Genomic DNA, 25,314 nt, shown 5'->3' on the forward strand with positions numbered 1-25,314 from the left:
GATGGCGAAGCTCCTGCCACTCCACCCGCACGAATTTGGTCGATGCCAGTTCGGTGGCCCAGGCGCGCACTGCCTCAAAATGATCGGTGATGTCCGCTGAGTTGGGAGACTTGAGGGCCAGGCGTAAAGGAAAACGCTCCTTGCCGGTCACCGCGTCCCGCAGCAGTTCTCCGCGCTCCCAGAGCCGCATCAACTGCTTTTTCAATTGCTTCGGGTCAGTCCATGTCACGGCGCCGACACCTGCACAGGTTGGGCGGTCATAGAGGCTTTCTGCGCCCGATATTCTGCAATGGAGAGGTTGCGTAGCTGCGAGGCTCGCCCACCCTCGTTATGAACGAAACCCACGCTGGAAACAAAGGGTTCGATGATATGGATTTTCTGCAGCGGGGTCACGATCAGTAGTTGCAGGTTGAGTTGCTGGAATAATTTCAGGCCATATTGGGCAGACTCATCCGAACCACGCCCGAAGGCCTCATCAATGACCACAAAACGGAAAGAACGGGAACGCACCGCGCCCCATTCCAGGCCAAACTGATAGGCCAAGCTAGCTGCCAGGATGGTATAGGCCAGTTTCTCCTTTTGCCCGCCTGACTTACCGCCGGAGTCCGAGTAATGCTCCTGCTCGCTGTTATCTTCCCGCCAGCGCTCACTGGCAGCGAAGAGGAACCAGTTACGTACATCGGTAACCTTGGTGGTCCAGCGCCGATCCTGCTCCGACAAACCCTCACGGCCCCGGAAGCGGTCGATGATAGTCTTGACCTGCAGGAACTTGGCCTCGGAATACTGGTTGTCGTCCGAACCGGTGACGGCACCCTCGGTGCAAGCGCGTAATTCCTGCTGGAAATCGCGGATTTCTGCATCGGGACTGGGCTGTGATTCGAGCACGATGTAACGGCCAGGATTGTAGTCGATCTCGCCCAGCGATTGGTTGATATGGGCAATACGTTCCTTGATGGTTTCGCGCTCGCGGGCCAATTGGGCATTGAAATTGGCGATTTCGTTGATGGTGTTGACATTGAGCAGTTCTTTGAAGCGCGTCACAAAACGCGGCAGGTCGTCACGATTCAACTGGGTCAGCAGGTTTTCATATTCAAAAGCCGCCTCAAGACTCGCATCTATCTCGGCGGTTTCGAGCTTGAACTGCTCTTTGAAGGAAACCATGGTCTTGATGATTTTCTCAGCAAGATTTCCCAGTCGCCTTTGCTCGGCATCAAGTCGGTCTTGCAGCCATTTGCGTAGTTCCTGCTCACGATTATCACAAGACTCAATGCTGAGTTGGTGCTCACCCAGTGCTTCGGAGCGCATGGCTTCGAGCTTTGCCCGCAAGGTGCCGTCGATGGTTGTATCCTGCAGCAGTGCTTCGGTTTGCTGACGCAATGCTTGCGCGTCAGCGCGCCGCTGCTCTACTTTGGCGCGCTTTTCGCGGGCCGCCTGCAGTGCTTCCCCGGTTTCCTTCTGCGTTTTCAGCAGGGTATGCAGGTTGTCGTTCAGCTGTTTGAGGACATCTGACGCGGATTCCAGCCGCTGGCGCTCATCCACCAGTTGGGCGATCTCGGTGGCGACGCTGGCCCAATCCAGTTCATCAAAGGCGGTGAATTCCTCAAGACGGGTCAGGGCATCAAGACGGCCATTGAGCACATCACGTTCCTTCTGGATGGCTGCAATCTGACTGCCAATTTCAGCCAGTTGCGCCTCAAGTTGGCGACGCCTGGCTTCCAGTGCGGCGATTTTCGCACTATTGCTCCAGCCCAGCACATAGCGGCTGCGATCATCAATGCGGTGACGGTCGTCCTTTTCATGTCGGCCACTTGGGTCTTTGATCTGACCTGCGCGAGTGATGGCGCGCGTTTCACGGCGAAACTGCTCTTGCGTACTACAACAGGCCACATCAAAGCGATGGGCCAGTTCGCGCTCCAGCCAGTCATAATAGGGTGAGTCGGGCTTGATAGTCAGTTTGCGGACCAGGGAGTCCCGATGCAGGTCTGGCAGTTCAGCGGCCTTGCGTGCGCGCACCTGAAAGTACACCAGACGGCCACGCAGATGGGCCGCATCCACCCACTCTGCCACTGCCTTGTAATGTACGTCAGGCACCAGCAGCGCCAAACCGAAGCCGCGTAACAAGCGTTCGGCTGCGCCTTCCCAATCGCGTTCATCGTCACGCACCTGGATCAACTCACCGGTGAACGGCATGTCATCCACATTCAAATTCAAAGCCGCACTTAAGGCAGCACGGATCTGGATCTGTTGATCATCAATGTTGCTGCGCCGCCGCTTGAGGCTGTCGATTTCCAGGCTTTGTTGGGCATGCTCCTGCTTGCCCTGGCGCATGTTTACACTATATTCAGTGAGGGCGTTTTGCAGGTCAGTATCGCGGTTGCGGGTTTCCTCCCGCCAGCTTTGATATTTGCCACGTTGTACGGCGAAGTCGGCGGCCTCGTTTGCTGGCGCTTCGCCCAGTACGGCGGTCAGTTCCGCATAACGGGCAGCCTTGGCTTTACGTACATCCCGCGATTTCTCTTTCTTGTGAATTTCGCTGGACAGCCATTCCAGTCGATCACCACCGTTGGCATTGATGGCCTGCTTCAGTTCATCCACTTGCTGGCCATGAGCTTCGTGTAACACGCCCAGTTTTTGTACCTGGGCATCCACCCGATCCCAGTCTTCTGCCAGCGAACTCAGGCGTTTGTCGATCAGTCCGAGTTTCAGGTCAGCAAAGTGGGAGCGCAGACCTTCCCGGCAAGCCCGCAAGCTGTCGGCCTCGGCCTGCATGGTCTTGTGGCGAACGCAGTCTGCGATCAGCGGCGTGAGTAGCTCAACTTGTTGCCGGGTTTTCAGTACAGCCTGATGTGCCCGGTTGAGATCATCAAAGTGACTGATCAAGTCTTGCAGGCGCTGGTCAACCGCAAAGGGTTCCAGCATATGGCTACGGACGAAGTCCGTCAGGTTACCCACCGATTTCATCGATACGGTCTGGTGGAACAATTCCAGCGCTTGATCATTTTCAATACCGAAACGTCGACGAAACCATGCCGCGTAGGGTGGAAAGCTGTCCTGTAATTCTGCGCCCTTGGCGCGCAGATTTCTGCGCAATTGAGCGATGTCCGATCCAAATTGGGCGAAGTCAGCGGTAATGGACAGCGCCCCTTCCGCGCCCAGAAAAAACCGTGCGGGCTGCCCCTGGGAGTCTTTCATCCAGAACACCTGAGCCAGTGTCACCGTCTGGGCATAGCCTGCATTCTGAAATACGCCGAGAATGACGGAGTAGCTACTTTGGTCCCGCAGGCTCACTGGTTTGGCTGCTCCGGTGATCTCATTGCGCTCGGATTTGTAATGCCCAAGCACATAAGAGCGCAGGTTGCGTTCCTTGTTGTCTGCACCGGCTGCCTTGTTGTAGGCAACCCGGTTGGCAGGTACCAGCAGGGTAGTGATGGCATCCACCAAGGTGGATTTACCCGAACCGATATCGCCGGTCAGCAGCCCGTTTTTGCCATCCAGTTGCAGCGTCCAGACCCGGCTGTCAAAGGTGCCCCAGTTAAACACCTCCAGCCTGGTCAGCCGGAATCCTGACAAGGTGTCATCAGCACAGAAGTCGAGGTCCAATAATTGTGGGTCATTCATGATCAGTTTCTTCCCTGCTGCTGGTCGTGCCCGCCAGTTGCCCCTGGTAACTGGCCAGACGTTCATCCAGTTCGGCCAGCCATTGGGCGTCTACAAAGGCCTTCAGAATGCGCCGCACCTCATAATTGGCTGGTCCAGCGGTAGCGCCGCCGACCGTTTTGAGTTTTTGTAGAAAGCCCAGTTCGACGACTTTGTTGATGGTTGTTTCAAACTGGTCAATCAGCCTGGCTTCATTCGGGCCATCGGGCAGAAATACCCGCACCAGATCCACAATGTCATCGCGGGACAGGACCAGTCGCGTATCACCCCCACCAGCATCAAATTCGGCCAGTTTTTTGCGCAGCAAGGCAAGCAGCAAACTTACGGCAAAAGATAATGGTCGACGAGCCACCAGACGTGGTAAACGCGGGCTGGGGTCATCCTCAGTCGGTTCAGGGCGGCTTTTCAGGAAGGCATAGCCTTCAGCCTCATCCAGCACCAGGTCGAGATTGAGCGTTGCCACATAATCACGCACCCGTGCTTGCAGCTTCAGCAGTGCGGCCCATTGGCGCTCGTCATTATCACGGTAGAGCACGCCTTTGAGCAGACCAATCAACAGCACCGACAAGTCAGCAGGCGGAGCAACCGGTGCAGTCTGTGTTGTGTTCAAATATTCGACTTCCATCTCTTGCCTCGATTCTTGTTCAGCGCATGAAAATCACGCGGGGTAGTCGCGCGCTGCGAATAAGCGTTTGTCCTTCCATATCCGCTGTCTGCCAGCGGATGGATTCGGTCGTGTCTTCATCCACTACGCTGCTGAACATTTCACTGCCCAATTGCAGGTAGGCAATTAATTCAGCCAGCCCTTGTTGCAAGGGCTGATTAGTGACCAGTTCACGCAAGCTGATTTGGGTGTGGTCTTGCAAAGCGTGGCGAATATGGCGGGTTAGCCGGGCCTTATCGACGACGACCTGTTCAAAAAGCCTGGAGGGATCAAGGTCTTCATCGCCAGCTTGCAGGATGATTTCGGTAATCATTGGTTTGATGGCCGGGGTGAACAGTGGACGTTCCATCGCCAGCACAATATCCGCGCTGGCCGCAGCCATTTCCATCACCGGGCCTGTTGGAGCTGTGGTGCGGAGCGCCAGCGCCTTGCTTTCAATGCCATGCAAAATATCCATGATGCGGCGGTTTTCCAGCCAGGCCTGGTCATCGAGAAAGCGGCGTAATTGCTGGGACAAGGCGGCGACGGTGCGCTGGGTCTGTTCGCCTGCTTCCATCCAGTCGTAGTGTACCCGGCGGGTGCGGGTGTCCGGGTTCAGTTCTGCCACGGCGGGTAGTGCCAGTACCTGATCCAGCAGATTGGTCAATTCTTCTTGCCGACGGCTGGATAGCAGAAAATCCCAAAGGGCACGGAAACTCTTGCCCTGGTCGGAATCACCAATAGCATCGCGTTCACCCATGATGTCTTCCAGCAACGTCCCTTTGCTGCCTTCCCATAGCGCAATGCGCTCACGCACGCGGCGGTCCAACTGGCGGAAGTTGTGCTCCACCTCGCGAAAATCGGTGAGTAACTCGCGTGCGCCCTGCATGAATTGCTGAAAACGGTCCTTCACCGCCGTGTCATCCAGCAGCGACACGTCGCCCGCCAGCACCCTTGCCATCTCGGCATCAATGTCGTCACGCTTTTTGTGCAACTCGGCAATGCGTTTGGCTGGATCGGCTTCGCTGCCCTCGCTCATCTGCTTGAGCAGGTCAAAGAGGGTGAGCAAGCGCGATTCGGTTCCGACAAATTGCCGTTCACTGAGTTGCGTCAACCAGGCAATAGCCTTTTCAGTAGCCGGGGTCAGATCAAACTGCGCCTCGTCCGTGCCCGTGCGGTAGAACTTGCGCAGCCAGCCCTTATCGGGTCCTGCCCAGTCGTTTAGGTATTCCAGTGCAGGCTTGGGGAATGCAGTCTCACCCAGATGCAGGCGTAAGGCATACAATTCATCCTCCAGTGCTTCGGCCAAATCCGCCGCTGCCATCACCCGCTCATTGGGCACTACGAATACCCGATGCAAAAAGCTCGCTACCAGCGGTGCATGATCTGAACGCAACAGACGCCATGCGGGGTGATGGTTACGCAGGACGTCAAGGGTGGCGTAGTCGAGAGTCACCAAGCAGTACAAACCTCATTATCGTACCTAAACAATACCGGCAAGTTTCCAGCATAATGCAGGATGTGTACTATGGTCACCGTGTTGTACGAAACCTTGTAAGTCAAAGCAACCCCTATGCCTGATCTGGCGCGGTTGGATTCACGCCCGAAAAATATGTGCGGAAACGTCGCGTGTCTCGGGTCAGGATAGGATACCCGGAAACGGCGGGCGCCCTGTGCGCCGATGAAGAAATCAGCTAGCACATTTTTTCTTTATATTGGGGATTGTGACTTGCCCCTTGCTGGTGAGAGTGGTTGCCATTTTGGACTCCTGGGGTATTACACGATCAATAATTATAATGCCCCATGACCGCAGCGGCAATTTTATAGAATGGCGATCTGGTTATGGATTGTTAATCCGCTTCATGAGCGACGAATTACTGTTAGCTCCGGTCTTGCTGATGTTTTTCGGTGTATGAGCCTGCTGTGGTTACAACGCAATCCGTTGCTGATCGACTGGATGGCGCAGCGCGAGGTGGTAACGGCATTTAAGGAGTGAAAATCAGGTCATCACGATCTGGGTATGCACCTCGACCTTGAGCGCACGCTTGATGGCTGCAAACACTGCCGAAATGTTGCTCATGGTCGGGTTGCCCGATTGCGAGAGCATCCGGTGCAGGCTCTTGGCGGGCTTGTGGATTTCCTCGGCCAGCGCCTCGAAGCCGACCGTGGCGTTCACAAGGTCACGCAGGATCAACTTGGCTGATTCCGGCTCGCCATTGATAAACAGGGTGATGGCTTCGTCCAGAAGCGCCTGGGCAAAGGCCGGATCGTTTTGCACGCGCGCGGCTACGGTCTCTTTGAAATCACGGGTTAGTGCCATATTTACTTTCCTTTCTGGGTTGATATCTTGCGGCGTTTGTAGTCTTCCCACAGCGTCACCGCTTGGTCGATGTCCTGCTGCTGACGTTTCTTGGTGCCACCACCGATCAGGACGATGATCTTTAGACCATCCTTGGCGAGATAGATGCGCAAGCCCGGTCCCCAATCAATCTTGTATTCCCCAATACCGCGAAACCACTCAACGTTGGACAGGTTGCCCTGTTCTATCCGGCTGATGGCTACGCGAATCTTGGCGGCAGCAACGGCCTCTAGCGACCCGAACCACTCCGCAAAGGGACTGTCGCCATCGTCCAGCAGTAGTTCTTTGATCTGGCAGCTCATGAGTTTAATGGTAACGTATAGGTTCCTATTGCGCCAGTGTGGCAGGTTTGATGCCTGACACGCTTAAAACCGGGCATTTCGGAAGGTCGGTATCCGCAGCACGGAAGGCCGGAACTCCTCGTGGCACAGGAATTTCAGGCAAATAAAAGGGCCCGGAAGCTATCCAAGCCCTTCAATTTGGTGGAGCGGAGGAGGATCGAACTCCCGACCTTCGCATTGCGAATGCAAATCAGACGTTTTTCGCGGATATTTGAAATATAAGCATTTTTCATTACGCTTTGTACTCAACATGTTACGCACAGTAATATCCCGTCCTATCCCAAGTGATCACGCCCTATCCCGTCTCATGGTGCAGCGTAATTGCAGCGCAAATATCGCTATTACGAGCCTCTTCGTGCATGTTATATAAGGAAGTTCTGCGCCGCAGAATCGCATCCTTCGACATACATAAATCTGATAAACCTGGAGCCTTCGGCCACCTAGCCAACGTGCGCAGTCGCGTGGCGAGGGTCTGGTAGGCCATCGGGACCTTGTGCAGTGCGCCAATCGGGTGTGAGCAATCCTCGGAACTCCATCGGTACCCGTGAAATCTACAAGGTAAACATAATCAGTTGGTTATATGTATAGGCTGTCCAATTACACCCCCGCGTTTATAAGTCAAATCATTATCTGACCCGGTCCCGATCTATACCCTCACTGTAGGGGATATCCTGGGACATCCCCGCCTGCAACCCTTCAGAAAGGAGACGACGATGACGAAACAGAAAAGGTTGGTCGGGATTAGGTTATTTAGGTCCATGATTGGCATCTGGGTGTGTGGTTCCCTGTCTGCCCTACATGGCATCTTCAGTGCGGTTACTGGGGATTACACCGTTTTTGCCCCCATGATAGGCATAAACCTGCTGGCTATATTCTTTGCTTTGCACGCCATGCAGACATATTGGTCCGGGGTCGGTGATGACCCCGAGATTAGAGAGGTAGCCGCCTCGGAGATGTCTCGCACTGTTCGAATAGTGACCGAGCATGCCCGCAGAACGCGTGCTGCCGTCCTCATGCGATGGAGGGAAAGATCTCCATCCTGCGAGCTTGGTGCTATTGGAAATCTCTCGAAGGCTCGCGCCAAGGCTGAAGCGGTGACGAGCCATCCTTGCGGAAGACAAGCTGGCCCTGCATCGAAGTCCAGACGCCAAGCCAGCGGCACCAAGTCGTCTTCAGATCCAGACGGCGATGGTGGGGACAGTGACCCCACGCGATCGCTCATCCCATCAGCACTGCTCCAGCAGCTAGAAGCATCCCCAAGAATCGGTTGGTCGTACAACGAATTCTCCAACCTTTTCGGCGCATCTCCGAAGACACTCCGCAATAAAGTCAGTCGCGGCGAATTTCCCCCTCCGATCAAAACAGCCCTCGGCGTGAGATTCACCTCCGAGCATCTGCGCTACGCCCTAGATCCTGAGCAGTTCGCCCCCAAACCTCCAAAGCGGGGCAGGGGCAGGCCGAGAATCGCGGAACAGCGCGGAAAGGGGGGTGTGCGATGAGCGCCCAGCCTATTCAAGAAATCCTTTCCCAACTGCAACGAGTCAAAAAGATCGCCCCGGACAAGTGGACCGCACTGTGCCCAGCTCATGATGACCGGCGACCGTCCCTGAGTATCCGTGAGGCAGACGACGGCAAAATCCTCCTGCATTGCTGGGCAGGGTGTGGTGCTGCCGATATCGTCAACGCGCTCGGGTTGACGCTTGCCGATCTGTTTCCACGTACAAACCGCTACAACGTCGGGGAGGCGAGATCGGTGCACCGCGTATGGGCGCATCGCGAAGCGCTTCAGGGAATCGCCCATGAGGCGATCATCGTCCGCCTCTTCATCGCACGCCTGGTTGGATGTGCTCCGTTGGACCACGACGATTTGGTGCGGTTAGCTCTAGCCGACGAGCGGATTGGTGAGGCCCTGAGAGTGGCGGAGGAGGGACGATGAGCACGGATTGGGATCAACTCGCTACCCCCCTAAATTCTCCTGCAGATACGCCCGCACAGAATATCGATCCAGGCCCCGATGACGGCGGGGAAGCGATCTCCTGGAAACGGGTCAATATCGGCTTTTGTGCCCGTCATAATCCTCCGCCCCGCCGTTTCGCTATTGGGAAGCTCCCGGTTCCCGAAGAGACCGGAGTGTATGGCCTACTCCTGGGTCCGGATGGCACCCGCAAAAGCTGGCTGGCGCTGCACATTGCCATGGCCAAGGCTGGCGGCCAACCGGTTGCAGGGGGGCTGTGGCCAGCCCCAGAGCCTGGACGGGTGGTTTACGTGACGACTGAAGATGATGTGGCGGAGCTATGGGAGCGCATTCACGCCATCGCCAGGCAACCTGGGTGGGAGTGGGTAGGAGATCTGGGACATCACCTGGACATTTTGGCTGTACCGCAGATAACCCTGGTAACGGACTCAAAGAATGGACCCGCAAGGGGGGCGGATTGCACCCGCCTTATTCGGTACGCCAAGGGAGCATCCCTGATGGTCCTGGACCCTCTGGCCGACCTTGCTGACGCCGATGACGCTGACGCCCGTGCCAGTCGGATGATCGTGCAGACCCTGCGCCATATCAGCCGAAGCGTAGGCGCGGCGGTACTCGTAGTTCACCACCAGAACAAGGCGGCCATGCTGGCTGGCAACACGAACCACCAGTCTGGCCGGGGAAACACGCGGATTGGCGCAGGCGCACGCTGGGCGGTCGTGCTGCAGCCTATGGATAGGGAGATGGCGGAACTGGAGGGTATCGATATTGCGGACAGAAGTCGCTGGACAGCAGTCCATGAATCCAAGGCGAGCTATGCCCACCTTGATGCGCCGCAGTGGTTCTATCACTGGCCGACGACGCAGGAGCGCAATGGCGCAGTGGTTGGTGGTGTTCCTCTTTTCAGAAAACTGCCGAGCGTGGGAAAGACCATCACCAAAAAAGCCAGGGCATATGCGCAGGCAAGTAATGGGGGGATAGATGATGACGACGACTATTGAGGATATCTTTGCGCGAGGCACTGTTCCCGCATCCACCGCCTATCAAGCCCGGCTGATGATCTTTCAGCCGACCAGGAGGCCGCGTGAGCTCGCACAGCTGATCCAAACCGCCTGGGGTAAGCATCGGGTGAAGGGCAGGCTTGGGCAGCAGCACGCCGACGTTCTGGAAGCTATCCTCCACAGCGGGACGAAGCCACGGCGCCTGGGGGACGATGGCAGAATCAAGATTCTGGTCGATCCGGCTGAAGTGCGGCGAAAGTCGCGGCAGGACGGGACGACGCTCCAGCGGGTTCTGGATGATCTGATGCAAGCGATCATCCAAATCATCGAACCCGACCATCTGGCGGGAATCGGGCATTTGATCGACCACATCGATTGGGCGCGGCAACCCTCTGGTGCATTCATTGTAAAAGCGCCCCCCGGGGGAGCGGTCATCTGCGAACGGCGACAATGGCGTGTTGATCTCGGAAAGATGCTCTGTCGGCTTGTAGATAGCGATTTATGGATATCCCGCGACCCGTATCCAATCGCGGCAATGCGTCACGGCATCTCCCAGGCCGTAGCTCGACATGTGCTGAGCCATAAAGTCTCACCAAAAGGTGGCTGGAGGCTGGATGGTCTCATTGCGTCGGTTGCGGGTCCCCTATCTGCGCAGCAGCAAAGGAATCGTCGGCGGGAAATCCATCAGGACGTCGAGGTCCTTTTGAGATTGGGGATTAATCTACATGATGGCAGGGTTCACATGACCCGAAAGGGGGCCGTGTGTAGCAAAACCGCGGGACCGTGTAGCATACCCGCGGTAGCGTGTAGTAAAACCGCGGGGCGTGTAGCAAAACCGCGGCCTATTTAGGTCTTCTAGGTCTTGTCAGGACAAGACCTAGAATCGGATCACCTGCCGCATTCTAGCGGCAGGTGGCCTGGTTCAGGATAAAGAAATTTTACGCGGGAGCCCTCAAGGGGGCGGCCACAACAACGGATCTATGTGCCAGCGGGCGGCGTCTACCGGGTAGACGGCCAGCATGGGCCGTGGTGGACCATGTTCTCGCGAAAGACACCGATATCATTTCCCCTTCTTTAATCTTGCGTTCCGCTCTGTTTTTTTCCCAGAAGTCCCATGGGATCGTTTCGTCTACCCGGTAGACGATGCATCTTCTGGGACTGAGGCTTCTTTCTTTAGCAACCGCATACATCTCTTTCTGCTGCGATTTGATTTCGGCGCTGTCAAATAAAATGGGCTTACCGACGATCCCGACTTTGCCTCGTGTGAGGTATTCGATTCTGTATCTGAACTTTCCATGGTCAATCTCATGCGCGGCCTTACCACGTTTCACGGCGATGTCTGAGCAATGGATGCCGAGGGCCGAGGCAATCTGCGCCCGGCAGGCGTCTACCCGGTAGACGGTGAAGTCGGGGGCATCAGTCGGTGCCGCCAAAGGGTAGGGTGCATCCCCGGTCATCTGATGATGCCCCATATTACAAAGCTGCTCGGTCGATAGGGATCGCCGGGATGCGCGTCCATACCGTAGTGGCACCCGCCGATCTCTGTTCCAGCTGGAGGGGGTCCCTTTGCGCAGCCTGCGATGCCGTTATTGCCCCTTGTCTCCCCCGCTGATTTGCTACTCCAATGTCGTCTACCGGGTAGACGACACCCCCAGTTTCCCCTCTGCAACCCGTCTACCGGGTAGACGATGGCCCCAGAATCGGCAAATAAAAGCGTCATCCCGGAAAACGCCGGCCCCAAAAATCGTCTACCCGGTAGACGAAAACGCCAAAAAAAGCGTCTACCGAAAGAAAAGCGGAACGCAAGATAAAGAAGGGGTAATGCGGGCGTTTTCCGGGAAAACTGGCCGCGCCGATCGTCTACCCGGTAGACGCTACCCGCAACCTCCAAGATCAGGGGTCCGCAGCCCCTTCCCGAGGCTCACGCGATGCTGCCCCGGCGTATGATCGTCTACCCGGTAGACGGTCTGGCGACTCGTAGAGCGGGTTGGATGCGTTGATAGGTACCCCAATACCCTGCTGCCTGCTAGAATCGGAGCATGTTTGATTGATGAAAGCGGTTTCCCGCTGAAGGACCACTATGCACGAAGCGCTGACGGTTGCCGCAAGCCATCCGCACAGGAAGATGCCCAGGCCGACCGTTCACCTGTCCGTTCCCTGCTCCAGCCCCTTCCGCCTCCCATGACCGAGCAAGACATCGAAGAGGCCCTGATCCAGAAGCTCAGTGACCTCAAGTACACCTACCGCACCGACATCCGGGACCGCGCTGCCCTGGAGCACAACTTTCGCCTACACTTCGAGGCCCTGAATCAAGTTCATCTGACGGATGCGGAGTTCCATCGCCTGTTGGATTCCATCGTGACCCCGGACGTGTATGCCGCCTCCCGGATGCTCAGGGAACGCAACAGCTTCGAGCGCGATGATGGGACACCGCTCTACTATACCCTGGTCAACATCAAGGACTGGTGCAAGAACACTTTTGAAGTCATCAATCAATTGCGGATCAATACCGACTACAGCCATCACCGCTATGACGTGATCCTCCTGCTCAATGGCGTGCCCGTGGTGCAGATCGAGCTCAAGACCCTCGCCATCAGTCCGCGCCGCGCCATCCAGCAGATCGTCGAGTACAAGAACGATCCGGGCAACGGCTACGCCAAAACCCTGCTCTGTTTCCTGCAAATCTTCCTCGTCAGCAACCGCAGCGATACCTGGTACTTTGCCAATAACAACAGCCGCCACTTTGCTTTCAATGCCGATGAGCGGTTTCTGCCCCTCTACCAGTTCGCCCGGGAAGATAACAGCAAGATCACGCATCTGGATGACTTTGCCGATGCCTTCCTGGCCAAATGCACTTTGGGCGAGATGATCAGCCGCTATATGGTCCTGGTCGCCAGCGAACAGAAGCTCCTGATGATGCGTCCCTATCAGATCTATGCCGTCAAGGCGATCGTGGACTGTATCCATCAGCATCGCGGCAATGGCTACATCTGGCACACCACCGGCAGCGGCAAGACCCTGACCTCGTTCAAGGCGGCGACCCTCCTCAAGGACAACCCGGACATCGACAAATGCCTCTTCGTCGTGGACCGCAAGGATCTGGACCGACAGACCCGCGAAGAATTCAACAAATTTCAGGAAGGCTGCGTGGAGGAGAACACCCACACGGGGACACTCGTCCGCAGACTCCTGTCCGAGGACTATGCCGACAAGGTGATCGTCACCACCATCCAAAAGCTCGGCCTGGCCCTGGACGGAACCCATCGCCGCAACTACAAGGAACAGCTGGAACCGCTTCGGCAGAGCCGCATCGTCTTCATCTTCGACGAGTGCCACCGCTCCCAGTTTGGGGAGAACCATAAGGCCATCAAGGAATTTTTTCCCAACGCGCAGCTCTTTGGCTTTACGGGCACCCCGATCTTCGAGCAAAACGCCAACTACCAGCAGATCGAGGGCGAGCAGGCGTCCTACCGGACCACGCAGGACATTTTCCAGCAGCTCCTCCACGCCTACACCATCACTCACGCTATTGAGGACCTTAACGTCCTGCGCTTTCATGTGGACTACTACAAGCCCGAGGGAAAGCAACCGCCCAAGCCCGGCGAGCCCCTGGCCAAACGGGCCATCGTCGAAGCGATCCTCGCCAAGCACGATGCGGCCACCGCTGGCCGGAAGTTCAATGCACTCCTGGCCACCGCTTCGATTAATGACGCCATCGAGTACCACGCGCTGTTCGAGACCATCCAGGCCGAGAAACAGACAGAAAACCCCGACTTTCGCCCGCTGAACATCGCCTGTGTGTTCTCCCCACCAGCCGAGGGCAATCAGGATGTCCTGCAGATTCAGGAAGACCTTCCCCAGGAAAAGGCGGACAATGCCCAGGACCCGGATCGGAAAAAAGCCGCCCTACAAGCCATCATCACCGCTTACAATCGGCGCTATGGCAGCAATCACAGCATTGGCGAATTCGATCTCTACTATCAGGATGTACAAAAGCGCATCAAGGACCAGCAATACCTCAACACAGATCTCCCCCACGACCAGAAAATCGACATCACCATCGTCGTGGACATGCTGCTCACCGGCTTTGACTCCCAGTACCTCAACACCCTCTACGTCGATAAGAACCTCAAGTATCACGGCCTGATCCAGGCATTTTCCCGGACCAATCGCATCCTCAATGACACCAAGCCATACGGCAACATTCTGGATTTCCGCCAGCAGCAGGAAGCCGTGGACGCCGCCATTAGTCTGTTTTCCGGTCAGTCGGGCGAACAGGCGAAGAGAATCTGGCTGGTAGACAAGGCGCCCGTGGTCATCGAGCGGCTCCAGGGGGCCATGGAGCAACTGGGCACCTTCCTACAGTCCCAAGGACTGCCATCCGCTCCCGAGGCTATTCCACAACTCCAGGGCGATGTCGCCCGCTGTCAGTTCATCAAGCTCTTCAAGGATGTTCAGCGATTCAAGACGCAACTGGATCAGTACACGGATTTGACGCCCGAAGATCGCACGGTCATTGAGCAGGTGGTGCCCACAGAGACCCTGCAGGGGTTTCGGGGCGTCTATCTGGATACCGCGCAACGCCTGAAGGAGCAACGGGATCAGGGGGGCTGCAAGGCGAGCCCTGAAGTACAGCAGCTGGACTTTGAGTTCGTGCTCTTTGCCTCGGCGGTCATTGACTACGACTACATCATGACCCTGATCAGCCGCTATACCAATCCAACACCGGGCAAGCAGAAAATGAACCGGGAAGAACTGGTGGGATTGATCCTGTCGGACGCCAAGTTCTTGGAAGATCGGGAAGAGATCACGGCCTACATCAACAGCCTGGAAGCCGGAAAAGGACTCGACGAACGCGCAATACGGGAAGGCTTTGAACGCTTCAAGGCCAGGAAGCAAAAGCAACAGATCGTCGATATGGCTCAGGCCCATGGGCTGGAATCCAAGGCACTGCAAGACTTCATCGACAACACCTTGGGCCGTATGATCTTCGATGGAGAGCACCTGAGCGACCTGCTGGCTCCACTTCAGCTAGGCTGGAAGGCACGGACGCAGAAAGAACAGTCGCTCATGAAGGACCTGATCCCTCTGCTGCACAAGCTGGCACAGGGACGGGAGATTTCGGGGTTGGAGGCTTATGAGCAATAATCATCCACGGCGTAAGGAGTGAATCCAGCGCAATAACGCCTTGCCACAACAGGCGGTTGTTGAGATGAATGACCCCCAATTTTGGTTTGCTCACAATGGAGCCTGACATGAACACGATTTTGCAACAAGTCCAGCAACATGCCTCCAGTTTGCCCTTACCCTTACAGGCAGAGCTTCTGCATTACACCTTGTACCTGGAGCAAAAAGCCCAAGGGAGTGTTTCCAACGTCTCCCGGCCCATAGAACGGGAACGCCTTGCCCAAGCGTTGGAACAAGCCGTGGCATTGAATCCCTATGGCGATATTGCGGACCCGGTGTCCTGGCAACAGGAACAACGCCAGGATCGCCCGCTACCTGGAAGAAAGCATGCTGATTGACAGCAACCTGATCATCTATGCAACACAAGCGCAGCATCAAGCCTTGCGGAGCTGGTTGGTCGCGCATGCGAGCCACTACTCAGCCATCACTCGTCTGGAAACGCTGGGATACCCTAACCTGCAAGAGGCTGAACAACAGGCCATTATGGCTATTCTCGATCAGCTGGAATTGCTGATGATCGGCTCCGTAACCATGGAACTTGCCATTGCGCTGCGTCGACAACGGAAGATGACCCTTGGCGACGCCTTGATTGCGGCAACTTGTCTGGAGCATCAACTACCACTGGCGAGCGCAAATGAAAAGGATTTTACGTGGATCAATGGATTAATTATCCATAATCCGCTGCGGCAGGAAGCGCATGGGAAGCAGAACGGATGAAGGAGACAGAAAACCGTGGAAGAGTGCCCAGGCTGCGTTTTCCGGAGTTTCGGGAGTCGGGGGAGTGGGAAACAAAACGACTAGAAGACTTCGCAGTAATTGTGCGAGGTGGTTCACCTCGTCCGATTGATGAATTTATAACCAACGATGCTAATGGTCTTAATTGGTTAAAAATTGGAGACATTGATAAAGAATCAAAATTTGTCATAAACACACAGGAAAAAGTCATTCCTGCCGCGTTGACCAAAACGCGAGTGGTCAATCCTGGAGATTTGATACTTTCAAACTCAATGAGCTTTGGGCGGCCGTATATTCTTGAAATTAAAACTTGCATCCATGACGGATGGATTGCCGTTTCAGAAATCGATGCTACCATTGATAGGGATTATATTTACTATCTAATGATGACATCTATCAGTCAAAAATACTTCTCAAACAATGCGGCCGGTAGCGGCGTGCAAAACCTCAACGTAGACATCATTAAGTTTTTACCTGTTTTATATCCCAACAAAAAAGAACAACAAAAAATCGCCGACTGCCTCTCTTCCTTCGACGACTTAATCACCCTGGAGGCGCAAAAGCTCAATGCGCTCAAGACTCATAAAAGGGGGTTGATGCAGCAGCTTTTCCCGGCAGAAGGGGAAACGGTGCCCAGGATGCGGTTTCCAGAGTTTCGGGATGCTTGGCAAATAAGGAAGCTGGAAGAGATTGCTGACTTTTTTAAGGGAAAAGGTATTTCAAAAGCTGATATTGATCCACAAGGACAGACCCCTTGTATACGTTATGGCGAGCTTTATACAGAGTATAACGAGTCCATCAAAAACGTATTCTCAAGAACAAACGTCTCCCCGTCAGAACTTTTCCTTAGCAGAGCTAACGATGTTATCGTTCCGGCCTCTGGGGAAACAAAAATAGATATCGCCAGAGCGTCTTGTGTCAAACTGGACCAAGTCGCGTTGGGTGGCGACTTAAATGTTCTCCGGCCAAATATTGACGGACTCTTCCTAAGTTATATCCTGAATGGTCCTGCTAAGGAAGAAATTGCAAGGACCGCCCAGGGTGACACAGTTGTCCATTTGTATGCGAGTCAATTAAAGCTTATTGATCTGCCTGTTCCAGGACATGAAGAACAACAAAAGATTTCCGACTGCCTCTCTTCCCTTGACGATCTGATCACGGCCCAGGCTCAGAAAGTCGGAGCGCTCAAGACCCATAAAAAGGGGCTGATGCAGCAGCTCTTTCCGGTTCTGGACGATACGCCGGGATGAGCACGCCCAAGATCCTCATGATCGCTGGTCCGAACGGTGCCGGGAAAACCACCTTCGCCCGATCTTTTTTGCCGGAAGAGGCACGCTGCCCCCGTTTCATCAATGCCGATCTGATTGCCGCGGGCCTGTCACCCTTCGCGCCAGAGGCCGCATCGATTCGTGCTGGGCGTTTGATGCTGGAGGAAATGGCGGCCTGCGTGCGTCGGGGAGAGAGCTTTGCTTTCGAGACGACCTTGTCGGGCCTATCCTATCTGCACTCCATCTCGCAGTGGCAGGCACAGGGTTACCACGTCGCGCTGTTTTTCCTGGCCCTGCCAAGCGCCGAAATGGCGATTGCTCGCGTGTCCGAGCGGGTACGACAGGGCGGGCATGGCATCCCTGAGGCGGTCATCCGCCGTCGCTTCGCCGCAGGATTGCGGAATTTTGATCAGCACTACAAGCACAGTGTCAGCAACTGGGTAAAATACGATAATTCTAGTGCTCAACCTGCACTGCTCGAATGGGGAGAAAACCTATGAATCTGCCAAGCGATATTGCCAATGCCAAGGACCCGGATGTACGCGCTTCCCTGAACGCCTTGCGGCGGGCAGCTCAGCTGGCCAGAAAGACGGCCATGCAAACCAATACCAGTATTGTCATTGTTCGGGATGGGCAAGTGGTGCATGTCTCCGCGCAAGAGTTGCGCAGGACGGTCACAAGTGAGTCCGCGCATGACTGAATGCAACCAAAGGCCGCGACGCTCACCCGTGCAGGGATCTCCCACGATAACCTATTCTATTCCTGCGTTTGGTTGGGAAAATCCATCGCCATACTTGGGAATACGATCCTCAGCATGTTCTTCCGTCCGGAGTCGCTGCCATGTCCAACGATGACCTTTTGCCCGTGGTTTCTCGCCTAAGCCATGCCGAAAAGTTTCGCCTGGTCCAGCTGATGTTCCAGCAGCTGGAAGAAGAGGAGGGGATTGTGGTGAAGACCAATCCAGAAGAGTCTGCCCCATTCGATCCCCGCAGCTTCTACGGACGTGGCCAGGCCACCCGTGAGCGCGTAGATGTCTATCTCACCGCTTCCCGTGAAGGCTGGGAGCGATGAGCTATCTGTTCGATTCCAACGTCATCCTTTACAACACCCAACCCCCCGACGCGATCATTGCCGCTACCGCTCTGGTCCACGGTCTGACCGTGATCACCCAGAACACCGACGACTTCACACGCCTGGGCGTCCCCACCCTCACCGTAGCGATGAAACCATGACTGAAATCGACCAGAAACAACTAGGCAACACCCTCTGGGGCATTGCCGACACCTTACGTGGAGCGATGAACGCGGACGACTTCCGCGACTACATGCTGTCCTTCCTGTTCCTCCGCTACCTGTCGGACAACTACGCGCAAGCCGCACAAAAGGAACTGGGTTCCGATTACCCTGAATTGGGCACGGTGGACCGCCGCACACCCCTGGCGTTGTGGTATACCCAGAATCCCGATGACATCGAAGAGTTCGAGAAGCAGATGCGCCGGAAGATCCACTATGTGGTTCGCCCCGAATTCCTCTGGGGGAGCATATCGGAATTGGCCCGCACCCAGAACCGGGATTTGCTGCACACCCTGCAAAAGGGTTTCGACTACATCGAAAACGAATCCTTCGCCAGCACTTTCAATGGCCTATTTTCCGAGATTAACCTGAACTCAGAAAAGCTGGGCAAGGACTACAGCGCCCGCAATGCCAAGCTCTGTACCATCATCCAGGCCATCGCCGATGGTCTGGCTCAGTTCTCCACCAACCAGGACGTGCTGGGCGATGCCTACGAGTATCTGATCGGCCAGTTTGCTGCGGGCTCCGGCAAAAAGGCCGGAGAGTTCTACACCCCCCAGCAAATCTCCAGCATCCTCTCAGGGATAGTCACCCTCGATAGCCAGGACCCATCTACGGGCAAGAAGAAGCAACTGGAGAGCGTCCTGGACTTCGCTTGCGGCTCCGGCTCCCTGCTGCTCAACGTCCGGCACCGCATGGGTCCCCACGGCATTGGCAAGATCTATGGGCAGGAAAAGAATATCACCACCTACAACCTGGCGCGGATGAATATGCTGCTCCATGGGGTGAAAGACTCGGAGTTCGAGATTTACCATGGCGACACCCTGACCAATGATTGGGACCTCCTGCGCGAAACGAATCCGGCCAAGGCACCCAAGTTCGACGCCGTAGTCGCCAATCCCCCCTTTAGTTATCGCTGGGAGCCGAGTAGCGCCTTAGGCGAGGATATGCGCTTCAAGAACTATGGCCTCGCTCCCAAGTCTGCTGCGGACTTTGCCTTTCTCCTGCACGGTTTTCATTACCTCAAGCCCGAGGGAGTCATGGCCATCATCCTGCCTCATGGCGTGCTCTTTCGCGGGGGTGCCGAAGAACGCATCCGCACCAAGCTCCTCAAGGACGGCAACATCGACACGGTGATCGGCCTGCCCGCCAATCTGTTTTTCTCCACCGGCATCCCGGTCTGCATCCTCGTCCTCAAGAAGTGCAAGAAGCCTGATGACGTGCTGTTCATCAACGCCGCCGAGCATTTTGAGAAGGGAAAGCGGCAGAATCGCTTGCGGCCCGAAGATATCGACAAAATTATCGACACCTACCAGCTTCGCCGCGAGGAGGGTCGTTACGCACGCCGGGTGCCAATGGCCGAAATCGAGGAGAATGGCTATAACCTCAACATCTCCCGGTATGTCAGCACGGCCCAGGCTGAGGACGAAATCGACCTGCAGGCGGTCCACAAGGAGCTGACCGCGTTGGAGCGCAAGATCGCGGAGGCCACGCAGCGGCACAATGCTTTTCTGCAGGAGCTTGATCTACCGCCGCTGGGGGCACCGTGACAGACTGCGTTATACTCATGACGCATGATTTCAGAAGCAAGGGAGTCGTTTTGTGAGTGTATGGAAAATTTGGTGTGATGGTTCCTGCGGCCCGACCAATCCCGGCCCCTGTGCCTGGGGAGCGGTGATTGAGTCGCCGGATGGGGAGCGCACGGAGCATTGCGGCTTTATCCAGAAACGGGGCACCAACAACATTGCCGAACTGACGGCAGCCATTGAGTCCTTGCGCAGGATTCCCGAAGGGGCGGAAGTAATTCTTTGCTCTGATAGCCAGTACACCCTGAAGGGATTGGGGGAATGGCTCCCCGGCTGGATCAGGAAGGGCTGGAAAACGGCCTCGGGATCGCCGGTACTGAACCAGGAACTCTGGAAACTGCTGCACCAGGAGTATCTTACCCGCAAGGTCAAGCTGGAGTGGGTACGTGGGCACAATGGGCATCCGGAAAACGAGACGGCAGACCAGCTCGCGAACCGTGGATTGACTCTGGGATGAAGTGGGCGGGTCAGCATCTTCTCTATTTCGCCGCTGTAGCCCACAGCAAAAGAAGCACTTGGGATTCGGTGCCATCATGAGAAAGCGTAGCGCCAGAATAGAGGCTCTTCTGGGGGAAATGATGCCGCTCGCGCACGCGGTCGGTAACGCGCTGAAGCACGGTTCGGAGATGTCGCGATTGTTGACATCGCTCTATACCATTTTGTATGAGCGTGACGACGAAGCCTTCCAGGCTGTGCTGGAAACCCTCCGTGCCGAGGGACTGACCGAACTTTGGCAATACTATTGGGATCGGGCTACCGAAATGGCTTGTGCGAAATCCTATGGCAATGGGTTGCGCAGCCTCCTGATTGCCGTTCCCTTTCTGGCTCCCTGGTCCGGGGAATGCCGAGCGGCTGATCGCAAGGCGCTATCCCAGGTCCTAAAGAAGCAAGGCGTCATACCCCCGCGTGGCAAAATCCACTGGGTTCAGCAACCGCAGTCGATTTACCATTTGAGAGATACCAGCCCAATGCAGCTGTGGACGCTGAACACGCCCACAGCCACAGCCCCCTATCCATGGAACTATAGCCGTGTGACGACGCCTACCATGTACCTGCTGGTGGGGCGATTGGAGTTTCCAGAGCAAGGCAGGCTCCACTGGCCTAATCCGGAATTGCTCATCCAGGCCCAGGCCGAAGCGCTGGGCTGGCCGGTAGAAACGCTCGACGCTTGTGGTCCCCTGCAATTCTTTCTGGAACAGGTGGATGACGAACCCGAATCCATGGAAGACCCTTTGCTGGAAATGGCCTTCTCGGTCGCTGCAGCTGCAAAAAAACGGATTGAAGATGAGCACATTGCCGCAAAGGACTGTAGAGTTATCCTGGAGTTTGGACCAGCCAGCATGATCCATGTCTATCTCCAGCCCAGGCATCAACACAAAAACCTGCTTTGCAGCATGAACTACGAGGAAGCCATCGAGACACGAACGCAAATCGCGGATAAACTTAAACAGGTGCTGGAGGATTTTGGTTTTCCGGTAGCTTGGAGCGGGCCTGCTGATGGGGCACCGACCATAGTACATTGAGCGCATCTTCCCAAGATTGGCATATAAAGATGCTAAAGGCTGGGGCAGAACCAATGGATGGCGTTACTTCCGCAATTTGAAGGACGGGTATGCAGCGGAAGCGGTCGTTCAGCGGACAGTCCATCATGCTTTTCGCAACTCGTCACTATGGCCGTAATCCGTGGCAGTCTTTTAAGAACAGTTTTCGAGAATCACAACCATTCGATTTACTGTATCATCGAATCGGTGATGGGATCCGGCAGATCTCCTTGCGCGGGCTGCGACAGGCTCAAGAGAAGTGACATCTAATATCCATGTCTTGGAACATAAAACGCATGGTCATTTTGCGTCTGTATGGCAGAAAGATGCAGATAAACCACAAAAATCGGGGGAATTTGGGGGTAGTCCGAAGTTAAAGCCGAGGGGCTGCTAGTGTGGCCTGGGCCACGGTTTACTCACAGTAACCCGAAAACCCGGCGAGCGCTGATGATAACGTGCTCATTTATTTACTGGATGCCCAATACACAACAAAACCACCTTATGTGAGTCGCCAGATAACCTTTCGAAATTGTTTGCAAAAATGGGACCAGTGATCAATCTGACTGATTCAATGTTGAGATTTTAGAGCTCTTGACCACTTGCTCAGAACGGCCTAAACTAAAGCTACATTTTTTTGATAATCTTCAATTTTTGTTGTTGCTTTCAGCAGGTTTAATTATGTTATTTATCATTCGACCTATTCACCGATGGGCAAAGAAGTACGATATAAAGCATCACCATATCTTGCTGGCATGGGCTCTGTTATGTCTACTGATTCCAGCTCTTACCCTATTCATTACATTGGGAGTAAGATTTACCACTGTGGCGCAAGTACTGTCTATTTTTATAATGGGATTATCTATCGGTGTGTATTTCTATATTCTGTTGCTTGCGGAAGAGGCTAGAATTTCTGGTGAATCATAGATTTACTATATTTTATGGTCTTGCCGACCAATAAATTGCAAATAAATCTTAGAGATATAGTTGTCGCCTGGATGTAACGCTCATTATAGCTTCGCGCTGTGGTTCAGTGTGTAGTTGAAAACAAAATCTAATGTAAATTAAGCATTATTTATTCATAAAGAAGATCAACACAGAACCAAAAAAATCAATTGGCAGTCAGCACAAATCCAACTATCCATATAAACATCCTCTAATATTACCTGGTAAATTACTAACAGATACCTTCCTTTTTTTGTTCAATGAGGTGGCTCAATAGAGCGACTTCATGAGCTAAACGGTACTGCTGTTCTGTGACTTCCCATTCTCGGGCTTGTTCAGCATTATAGAACTCTTTGTCGCAAAGCTCTGAAAGCTGTTGACAGCTTATGCTATCGTTCAGAAAACCAATGAGTTCAATAAGCTGTTCATTACCCAGGATAGGTAATGCGGTGTCCAAGGTTAGTCCGTCTTTGCCGATCAACTGCTCGGCCGCTGCGATTGTAGCAGCGTCCAGAGGATCTATATTTTCTAGTGTCATGGCACGTGATAGTGCAGCCTGCAGGTCGAACGTAGTCATAATACCTCCTGATTGATTGTGTCTAGACAAGCCATCCTTAGCCCCGACAGAGTTTCGAGGCTAACACTCCCAGCTTCTTTTTTGAACATTGTCATACATTAACAAAAAACCGTGCGCTATACTCTCTTCCTTGATGCGTTGCTCGGAATCCCAGAAGGATACTTCGCATACCAATCGCGCCATATGATCTTGTAAACTGGAATAACGTAAGGAATCCGATTAAGCCCAGGAATCATCGGCGCCAGTACCGCAATCAATAACATCACGAGGAAAATCAAAAAGGCAATAAGATCACCATTTGGTGAATTTCCGATCGCTGGTATCTGATACAAGAATGTATAGGGCCACAACCACCACGCTCCAGGATAAGGCCCGGCTATATGGGACATACCCCACTCTCCACCCTTTTCATCAAAATGACCTGCTACTGTATTCATTATGGGGCCGCCCAAATACAAAAGTGGGCGTGTATAATTGGTCTCATAGGGTGCCATGTTGGGGTTAGTATTGAAAGTAAGCGCGGCTTCCAACAAGCCCGTACGAGCAAATGTAAGCATACCGTTCATCAAAACGGGGACTGGCCCATAATCGCCAGCCGGTAACACTACACGTCCATGCGTAACCTGGGCTTTATTAAGTGCCGAAGTATATGCGTTATTCCATTCTGTCTGTTGCTTAGCGCTTGCATTTTGGTATGTGTTTAGAGCGGTTGCCACATTCGGATCAAGAGCCGCAATTTGCTGCAAAGGCTGCATCACGAAATCAACTTTGGCATTCAGTGGATATATAACCCCTACCCAACAATTCGGACAGAATGGCCCAATGTGTTGGGCATGGTTGTCATTATGGGTGTAAGGAGGTCCATAGGTCTGTAGGCGACTGGTTCCAGAAAAGTAGGAAACAGTGCGCTTCAGGAATGCGACTGGAGCCTTGGTAGCCACTTCCTTAATTGTCAGTGGACCGTAATTCTTTCCCGGAAACCCCCAAACGGCAGCCAATACCAAAATAATGGTCAGCATAACACCAAACACTATCAGTCCTTCGCGCACCATATCGTAGGGCTTCATTGGATAGCCCCGAAGATTTTTATCTGAAAGAACGCTCATTTTTCATCTCCTTCACCAAGGGCTCTTGCATTCCCATCGTCGATTTCACCTTTACCACCATTGACTATAGGATGCACCGGACTCTCGCTGCGCACAAAAGCAAGGTGAGTCACCACGAAGAAGAGAATCAGACCGGCGAAAAAGACTACATGCAAGGTCAGTACGGTCGTGTAATTCATCCAGTTCATCCACGAAAGGCCTAACGCATTGAAGGCAGCCTTTCCTTGCTGACTATTCCACTGTGCATCCCAGTTGGCCTGCAGGAGAGTACCACTAATACCAGAAAAGATGGTGATGATGAAAATAATCCATCCATTCACCCATGTACGAAAGCGGTTCCCACGCCAAGCCGCCTTAAAAAACTTAAACGTGAGGTGCATAATGACGGCCAGATAGAAAACCTCAACACTCCAAAAATGCATAGCGTTGAAAAATTGTCCAACACTACTGAAATGCCACCAATCCGGCCCAAAAAAAGCCAATACCGTACCACTCATGAATACTACTGCCAGTGATGCGAGCGTCATCGTACCAAAGAAGTAACCAAACGAGTTGACGTAGGCGGGCATCTCTGTAGGTAGATCATCTTTCAGTGGCAGGAAAGATTTTAGACCTTTCTGAAGCACCTTATCGATATTCATTCCCCAGCCTCCTCGTCATCCTCTCCATTGCCATATAAAAATGGACCTTGCTGTTGATAGCGACGCCTGGTTTCAGCGTCCATTTCCATGAATTCAGGCATGCGTGCATAGATGCCAACAGCAAAAATGATCAGGCCCACTCCCCAAAAAGCAATATTGGGCCATGCCAAGATAAATATACCAAATACGACATGCGCTACCGCTGGTTGGTGCATGATAGGCAAAGAACTCATACTCATTATCTAACTCCTTTTTATTGCACTTCAGCCCTTCTTGAATCAAATATAATAACATGCAACTATTTGATTCAAAATGAAAAAACGCACCCTTCATTCAGGTAGATATTTTAATAAGAGAAACTCGACGGAATTATCTTGAACACTATAGTGGACCCCAGATTTGAGACAATAGTTTAAGCTTGTTGTCTGGTCAGGAGGAGACGATGAGCGCAGCAAAGCGGAAAGTG

General features: G+C 54.1%; 26 protein-coding genes. 15 read left to right on the top strand and 11 right to left on the bottom strand.

All coding sequences use genetic code 11. The features are described 5' to 3' along the window. The 4 genes from HAP95_RS14740 to HAP95_RS14755 all read right to left on the bottom strand — a co-directional run. Positions 1 to 229, bottom strand: a 229-nt coding sequence (locus HAP95_RS14740) for a DUF3322 domain-containing protein (RefSeq protein ID WP_368356598.1), incomplete at its 3' end; no start/stop codon positions are given. Further along, entirely contained in the window at positions 226 to 3,618 is a 3,393-nt protein-coding gene (locus HAP95_RS14745; protein WP_215884909.1) for an ATP-binding protein, read from the bottom strand. The genes HAP95_RS14745 and HAP95_RS14740, both read right to left, overlap by 4 nt. Continuing rightward, entirely contained in the window at positions 3,611 to 4,267 is a 657-nt protein-coding gene (locus tag HAP95_RS14750) for a DUF4194 domain-containing protein (protein ID WP_226832828.1), read from the bottom strand. Before HAP95_RS14750 ends, HAP95_RS14745 begins: the two co-directional genes overlap by 8 nt. A 34-nt stretch (positions 4,268 to 4,301) precedes the next feature. After that, positions 4,302 to 5,756, bottom strand: coding sequence for a DUF3375 domain-containing protein (locus tag HAP95_RS14755; protein WP_215884918.1), 1,455 nt, complete (start codon positions 5,754 to 5,756; stop codon positions 4,302 to 4,304). A gap of 372 nt (positions 5,757 to 6,128) precedes the next feature. Here HAP95_RS14755 and HAP95_RS14760 point away from each other — a divergent pair, with 372 nt between their 5' ends. Continuing rightward, positions 6,129 to 6,296 carry a hypothetical protein gene (locus tag HAP95_RS14760; protein ID WP_215884911.1) on the top strand — a complete coding sequence of 56 codons (168 nt, stop codon included), beginning with the start codon at positions 6,129 to 6,131 and terminating at the stop codon, positions 6,294 to 6,296. A gap of 3 nt (positions 6,297 to 6,299) precedes the next feature. Here HAP95_RS14760 and HAP95_RS14765 read toward each other — a convergent pair whose 3' ends face one another. Next, a complete protein-coding gene (locus HAP95_RS14765; RefSeq protein ID WP_215884912.1) occupies positions 6,300 to 6,620 on the bottom strand; it encodes a helix-turn-helix domain-containing transcriptional regulator in 321 nt (106 codons plus the stop codon). Positions 6,621 to 6,622: 2 nt separating this feature from the next. Beyond that, complete coding sequence (locus HAP95_RS14770; protein WP_215884913.1) at positions 6,623 to 6,961, bottom strand: type II toxin-antitoxin system RelE/ParE family toxin; 339 nt, start codon at positions 6,959 to 6,961, stop codon at positions 6,623 to 6,625. A gap of 1,534 nt (positions 6,962 to 8,495) precedes the next feature. On the opposite strand from HAP95_RS14770, the gene HAP95_RS14775 reads away from it, so the two are divergent. The 3 genes from HAP95_RS14775 to HAP95_RS14785 are packed head-to-tail and all read left to right on the top strand — an operon-like array spanning position 8,496 to position 10,823. After that, entirely contained in the window at positions 8,496 to 8,936 is a 441-nt protein-coding gene (locus HAP95_RS14775; RefSeq protein WP_051690639.1) for a hypothetical protein, read from the top strand. Beyond that, positions 8,933 to 9,973, top strand: a complete 1,041-nt coding sequence (locus HAP95_RS14780) for an AAA family ATPase (RefSeq protein ID WP_031572895.1) — start codon at positions 8,933 to 8,935, stop codon at positions 9,971 to 9,973. The genes HAP95_RS14775 and HAP95_RS14780 overlap by 4 nt, the downstream gene beginning before the upstream one ends. Further along, positions 9,954 to 10,823 carry a hypothetical protein gene (locus tag HAP95_RS14785; RefSeq protein WP_051690638.1) on the top strand — a complete coding sequence of 290 codons (870 nt, stop codon included), beginning with the start codon at positions 9,954 to 9,956 and terminating at the stop codon, positions 10,821 to 10,823. Before HAP95_RS14780 ends, HAP95_RS14785 begins: the two co-directional genes overlap by 20 nt. Positions 10,824 to 10,911: 88 nt before the next feature. On the opposite strand, the gene HAP95_RS14790 is transcribed toward HAP95_RS14785, so the two are convergent. Continuing rightward, a complete protein-coding gene (locus HAP95_RS14790) occupies positions 10,912 to 11,430 on the bottom strand; it encodes a hypothetical protein (protein ID WP_054608729.1) in 519 nt (172 codons plus the stop codon). 586 nt (positions 11,431 to 12,016) lie between these two features. Between HAP95_RS14790 and HAP95_RS14795 the strand changes: the two genes are divergently transcribed. The 11 genes from HAP95_RS14795 (at position 12,017) to HAP95_RS14845 (ending at position 21,564) form a co-directional block, all read left to right on the top strand. After that, positions 12,017 to 15,121, top strand: a complete 3,105-nt coding sequence (locus HAP95_RS14795) for a type I restriction endonuclease subunit R (protein ID WP_226832832.1) — start codon at positions 12,017 to 12,019, stop codon at positions 15,119 to 15,121. A gap of 107 nt (positions 15,122 to 15,228) precedes the next feature. Next, the gene (locus HAP95_RS14800) at positions 15,229 to 15,498 is read left to right on the top strand and encodes a hypothetical protein (RefSeq protein ID WP_031572886.1); all 270 of its coding nucleotides are present in this window, start codon (positions 15,229 to 15,231) and stop codon (positions 15,496 to 15,498) included. Further along, positions 15,488 to 15,877 (top strand): type II toxin-antitoxin system VapC family toxin, encoded by a 390-nt coding sequence (locus tag HAP95_RS14805; RefSeq protein ID WP_031572884.1) that lies wholly within the window; start codon positions 15,488 to 15,490, stop codon positions 15,875 to 15,877. Before HAP95_RS14800 ends, HAP95_RS14805 begins: the two co-directional genes overlap by 11 nt. Further along, positions 15,874 to 17,145: a restriction endonuclease subunit S gene (locus tag HAP95_RS14810; RefSeq protein ID WP_035210681.1), complete on the top strand. Its 1,272-nt coding sequence runs from the start codon at positions 15,874 to 15,876 to the stop codon at positions 17,143 to 17,145. Before HAP95_RS14805 ends, HAP95_RS14810 begins: the two co-directional genes overlap by 4 nt. Further along, positions 17,142 to 17,663, top strand: coding sequence for an ATPase (locus HAP95_RS14815; protein ID WP_031572880.1), 522 nt, complete (start codon positions 17,142 to 17,144; stop codon positions 17,661 to 17,663). The genes HAP95_RS14810 and HAP95_RS14815 overlap by 4 nt, the downstream gene beginning before the upstream one ends. After that, positions 17,660 to 17,863, top strand: coding sequence for a hypothetical protein (locus HAP95_RS14820; protein WP_031572878.1), 204 nt, complete (start codon positions 17,660 to 17,662; stop codon positions 17,861 to 17,863). Before HAP95_RS14815 ends, HAP95_RS14820 begins: the two co-directional genes overlap by 4 nt. A 140-nt stretch (positions 17,864 to 18,003) precedes the next feature. Further along, a complete protein-coding gene (locus HAP95_RS14825; RefSeq protein ID WP_031572876.1) occupies positions 18,004 to 18,234 on the top strand; it encodes a hypothetical protein in 231 nt (76 codons plus the stop codon). Further along, positions 18,231 to 18,395 (top strand): PIN domain-containing protein, encoded by a 165-nt coding sequence (locus HAP95_RS14830; RefSeq protein WP_111122562.1) that lies wholly within the window; start codon positions 18,231 to 18,233, stop codon positions 18,393 to 18,395. Before HAP95_RS14825 ends, HAP95_RS14830 begins: the two co-directional genes overlap by 4 nt. Beyond that, positions 18,392 to 20,005, top strand: coding sequence for a type I restriction-modification system subunit M (locus HAP95_RS14835; RefSeq protein WP_031572874.1), 1,614 nt, complete (start codon positions 18,392 to 18,394; stop codon positions 20,003 to 20,005). Before HAP95_RS14830 ends, HAP95_RS14835 begins: the two co-directional genes overlap by 4 nt. Before the next feature lie 52 nt (positions 20,006 to 20,057). Then, the gene (locus HAP95_RS14840) at positions 20,058 to 20,498 is read left to right on the top strand and encodes a ribonuclease H family protein (RefSeq protein WP_031572872.1); all 441 of its coding nucleotides are present in this window, start codon (positions 20,058 to 20,060) and stop codon (positions 20,496 to 20,498) included. A gap of 76 nt (positions 20,499 to 20,574) precedes the next feature. Then, the gene (locus HAP95_RS14845; protein ID WP_146235841.1) at positions 20,575 to 21,564 is read left to right on the top strand and encodes a hypothetical protein; all 990 of its coding nucleotides are present in this window, start codon (positions 20,575 to 20,577) and stop codon (positions 21,562 to 21,564) included. A 1,192-nt stretch (positions 21,565 to 22,756) separates the two neighbouring features. Here HAP95_RS14845 and HAP95_RS14850 read toward each other — a convergent pair. The 4 genes from HAP95_RS14850 to HAP95_RS14865 form a co-directional block, all read right to left on the bottom strand. Further along, positions 22,757 to 23,101 carry a hypothetical protein gene (locus HAP95_RS14850; RefSeq protein WP_215884914.1) on the bottom strand — a complete coding sequence of 115 codons (345 nt, stop codon included), beginning with the start codon at positions 23,099 to 23,101 and terminating at the stop codon, positions 22,757 to 22,759. A 116-nt stretch (positions 23,102 to 23,217) separates the two neighbouring features. After that, the gene (locus HAP95_RS14855) at positions 23,218 to 24,207 is read right to left on the bottom strand and encodes a hypothetical protein (protein ID WP_215884915.1); all 990 of its coding nucleotides are present in this window, start codon (positions 24,205 to 24,207) and stop codon (positions 23,218 to 23,220) included. Further along, positions 24,204 to 24,848 (bottom strand): cytochrome b N-terminal domain-containing protein, encoded by a 645-nt coding sequence (locus tag HAP95_RS14860; protein ID WP_215884916.1) that lies wholly within the window; start codon positions 24,846 to 24,848, stop codon positions 24,204 to 24,206. The genes HAP95_RS14855 and HAP95_RS14860 overlap by 4 nt, the downstream gene beginning before the upstream one ends. Beyond that, on the bottom strand, positions 24,845 to 25,087 hold the full coding sequence (locus tag HAP95_RS14865; RefSeq protein WP_215884917.1) for a hypothetical protein: 243 nt from the start codon (positions 25,085 to 25,087) through the stop codon (positions 24,845 to 24,847). Before HAP95_RS14865 ends, HAP95_RS14860 begins: the two co-directional genes overlap by 4 nt. Positions 25,088 to 25,314 lie beyond the last annotated feature (227 nt).

It is taken from the genome of Acidithiobacillus sulfurivorans (assembly GCF_018853815.1).
Taxonomy (GTDB): Bacteria; Pseudomonadota; Gammaproteobacteria; order Acidithiobacillales; family Acidithiobacillaceae; genus Acidithiobacillus; species Acidithiobacillus sulfurivorans.

Bases quoted from the DNA above. Each gene is read 5' to 3' on its own strand.
- HAP95_RS14825 (WP_031572876.1), top strand. From the start codon at position 18,004: ATGTCCAACGATGACCTTTTGCCCGTGGTTTCTCGCCTAAGCCATGCC.
- HAP95_RS14790 (WP_054608729.1), bottom strand. From the start codon at position 11,430: ATGACCGGGGATGCACCCTACCCTTTGGCGGCACCGACTGATGCCCCC.
- HAP95_RS14815 (WP_031572880.1), top strand. From the start codon at position 17,142: ATGAGCACGCCCAAGATCCTCATGATCGCTGGTCCGAACGGTGCCGGG.
- HAP95_RS14765 (WP_215884912.1), bottom strand. From the start codon at position 6,620: ATGGCACTAACCCGTGATTTCAAAGAGACCGTAGCCGCGCGCGTGCAA.
- HAP95_RS14860 (WP_215884916.1), bottom strand. From the start codon at position 24,848: ATGAATATCGATAAGGTGCTTCAGAAAGGTCTAAAATCTTTCCTGCCA.
- HAP95_RS14805 (WP_031572884.1), top strand. From the start codon at position 15,488: ATGCTGATTGACAGCAACCTGATCATCTATGCAACACAAGCGCAGCAT.
- HAP95_RS14770 (WP_215884913.1), bottom strand. From the start codon at position 6,961: ATGAGCTGCCAGATCAAAGAACTACTGCTGGACGATGGCGACAGTCCC.
- HAP95_RS14780 (WP_031572895.1), top strand. From the start codon at position 8,933: ATGAGCACGGATTGGGATCAACTCGCTACCCCCCTAAATTCTCCTGCA.
- HAP95_RS14760 (WP_215884911.1), top strand. From the start codon at position 6,129: ATGGCGATCTGGTTATGGATTGTTAATCCGCTTCATGAGCGACGAATT.
- HAP95_RS14820 (WP_031572878.1), top strand. From the start codon at position 17,660: ATGAATCTGCCAAGCGATATTGCCAATGCCAAGGACCCGGATGTACGC.
- HAP95_RS14810 (WP_035210681.1), top strand. From the start codon at position 15,874: ATGAAGGAGACAGAAAACCGTGGAAGAGTGCCCAGGCTGCGTTTTCCG.
- HAP95_RS14835 (WP_031572874.1), top strand. From the start codon at position 18,392: ATGACTGAAATCGACCAGAAACAACTAGGCAACACCCTCTGGGGCATT.
- HAP95_RS14845 (WP_146235841.1), top strand. From the start codon at position 20,575: ATGAGAAAGCGTAGCGCCAGAATAGAGGCTCTTCTGGGGGAAATGATG.
- HAP95_RS14855 (WP_215884915.1), bottom strand. From the start codon at position 24,207: ATGAGCGTTCTTTCAGATAAAAATCTTCGGGGCTATCCAATGAAGCCC.
- HAP95_RS14800 (WP_031572886.1), top strand. From the start codon at position 15,229: ATGAACACGATTTTGCAACAAGTCCAGCAACATGCCTCCAGTTTGCCC.
- HAP95_RS14850 (WP_215884914.1), bottom strand. From the start codon at position 23,101: ATGACTACGTTCGACCTGCAGGCTGCACTATCACGTGCCATGACACTA.
- HAP95_RS14865 (WP_215884917.1), bottom strand. From the start codon at position 25,087: ATGAGTATGAGTTCTTTGCCTATCATGCACCAACCAGCGGTAGCGCAT.
- HAP95_RS14775 (WP_051690639.1), top strand. From the start codon at position 8,496: ATGAGCGCCCAGCCTATTCAAGAAATCCTTTCCCAACTGCAACGAGTC.
- HAP95_RS14785 (WP_051690638.1), top strand. From the start codon at position 9,954: ATGATGACGACGACTATTGAGGATATCTTTGCGCGAGGCACTGTTCCC.
- HAP95_RS14745 (WP_215884909.1), bottom strand. From the start codon at position 3,618: ATGAATGACCCACAATTATTGGACCTCGACTTCTGTGCTGATGACACC.
- HAP95_RS14830 (WP_111122562.1), top strand. From the start codon at position 18,231: ATGAGCTATCTGTTCGATTCCAACGTCATCCTTTACAACACCCAACCC.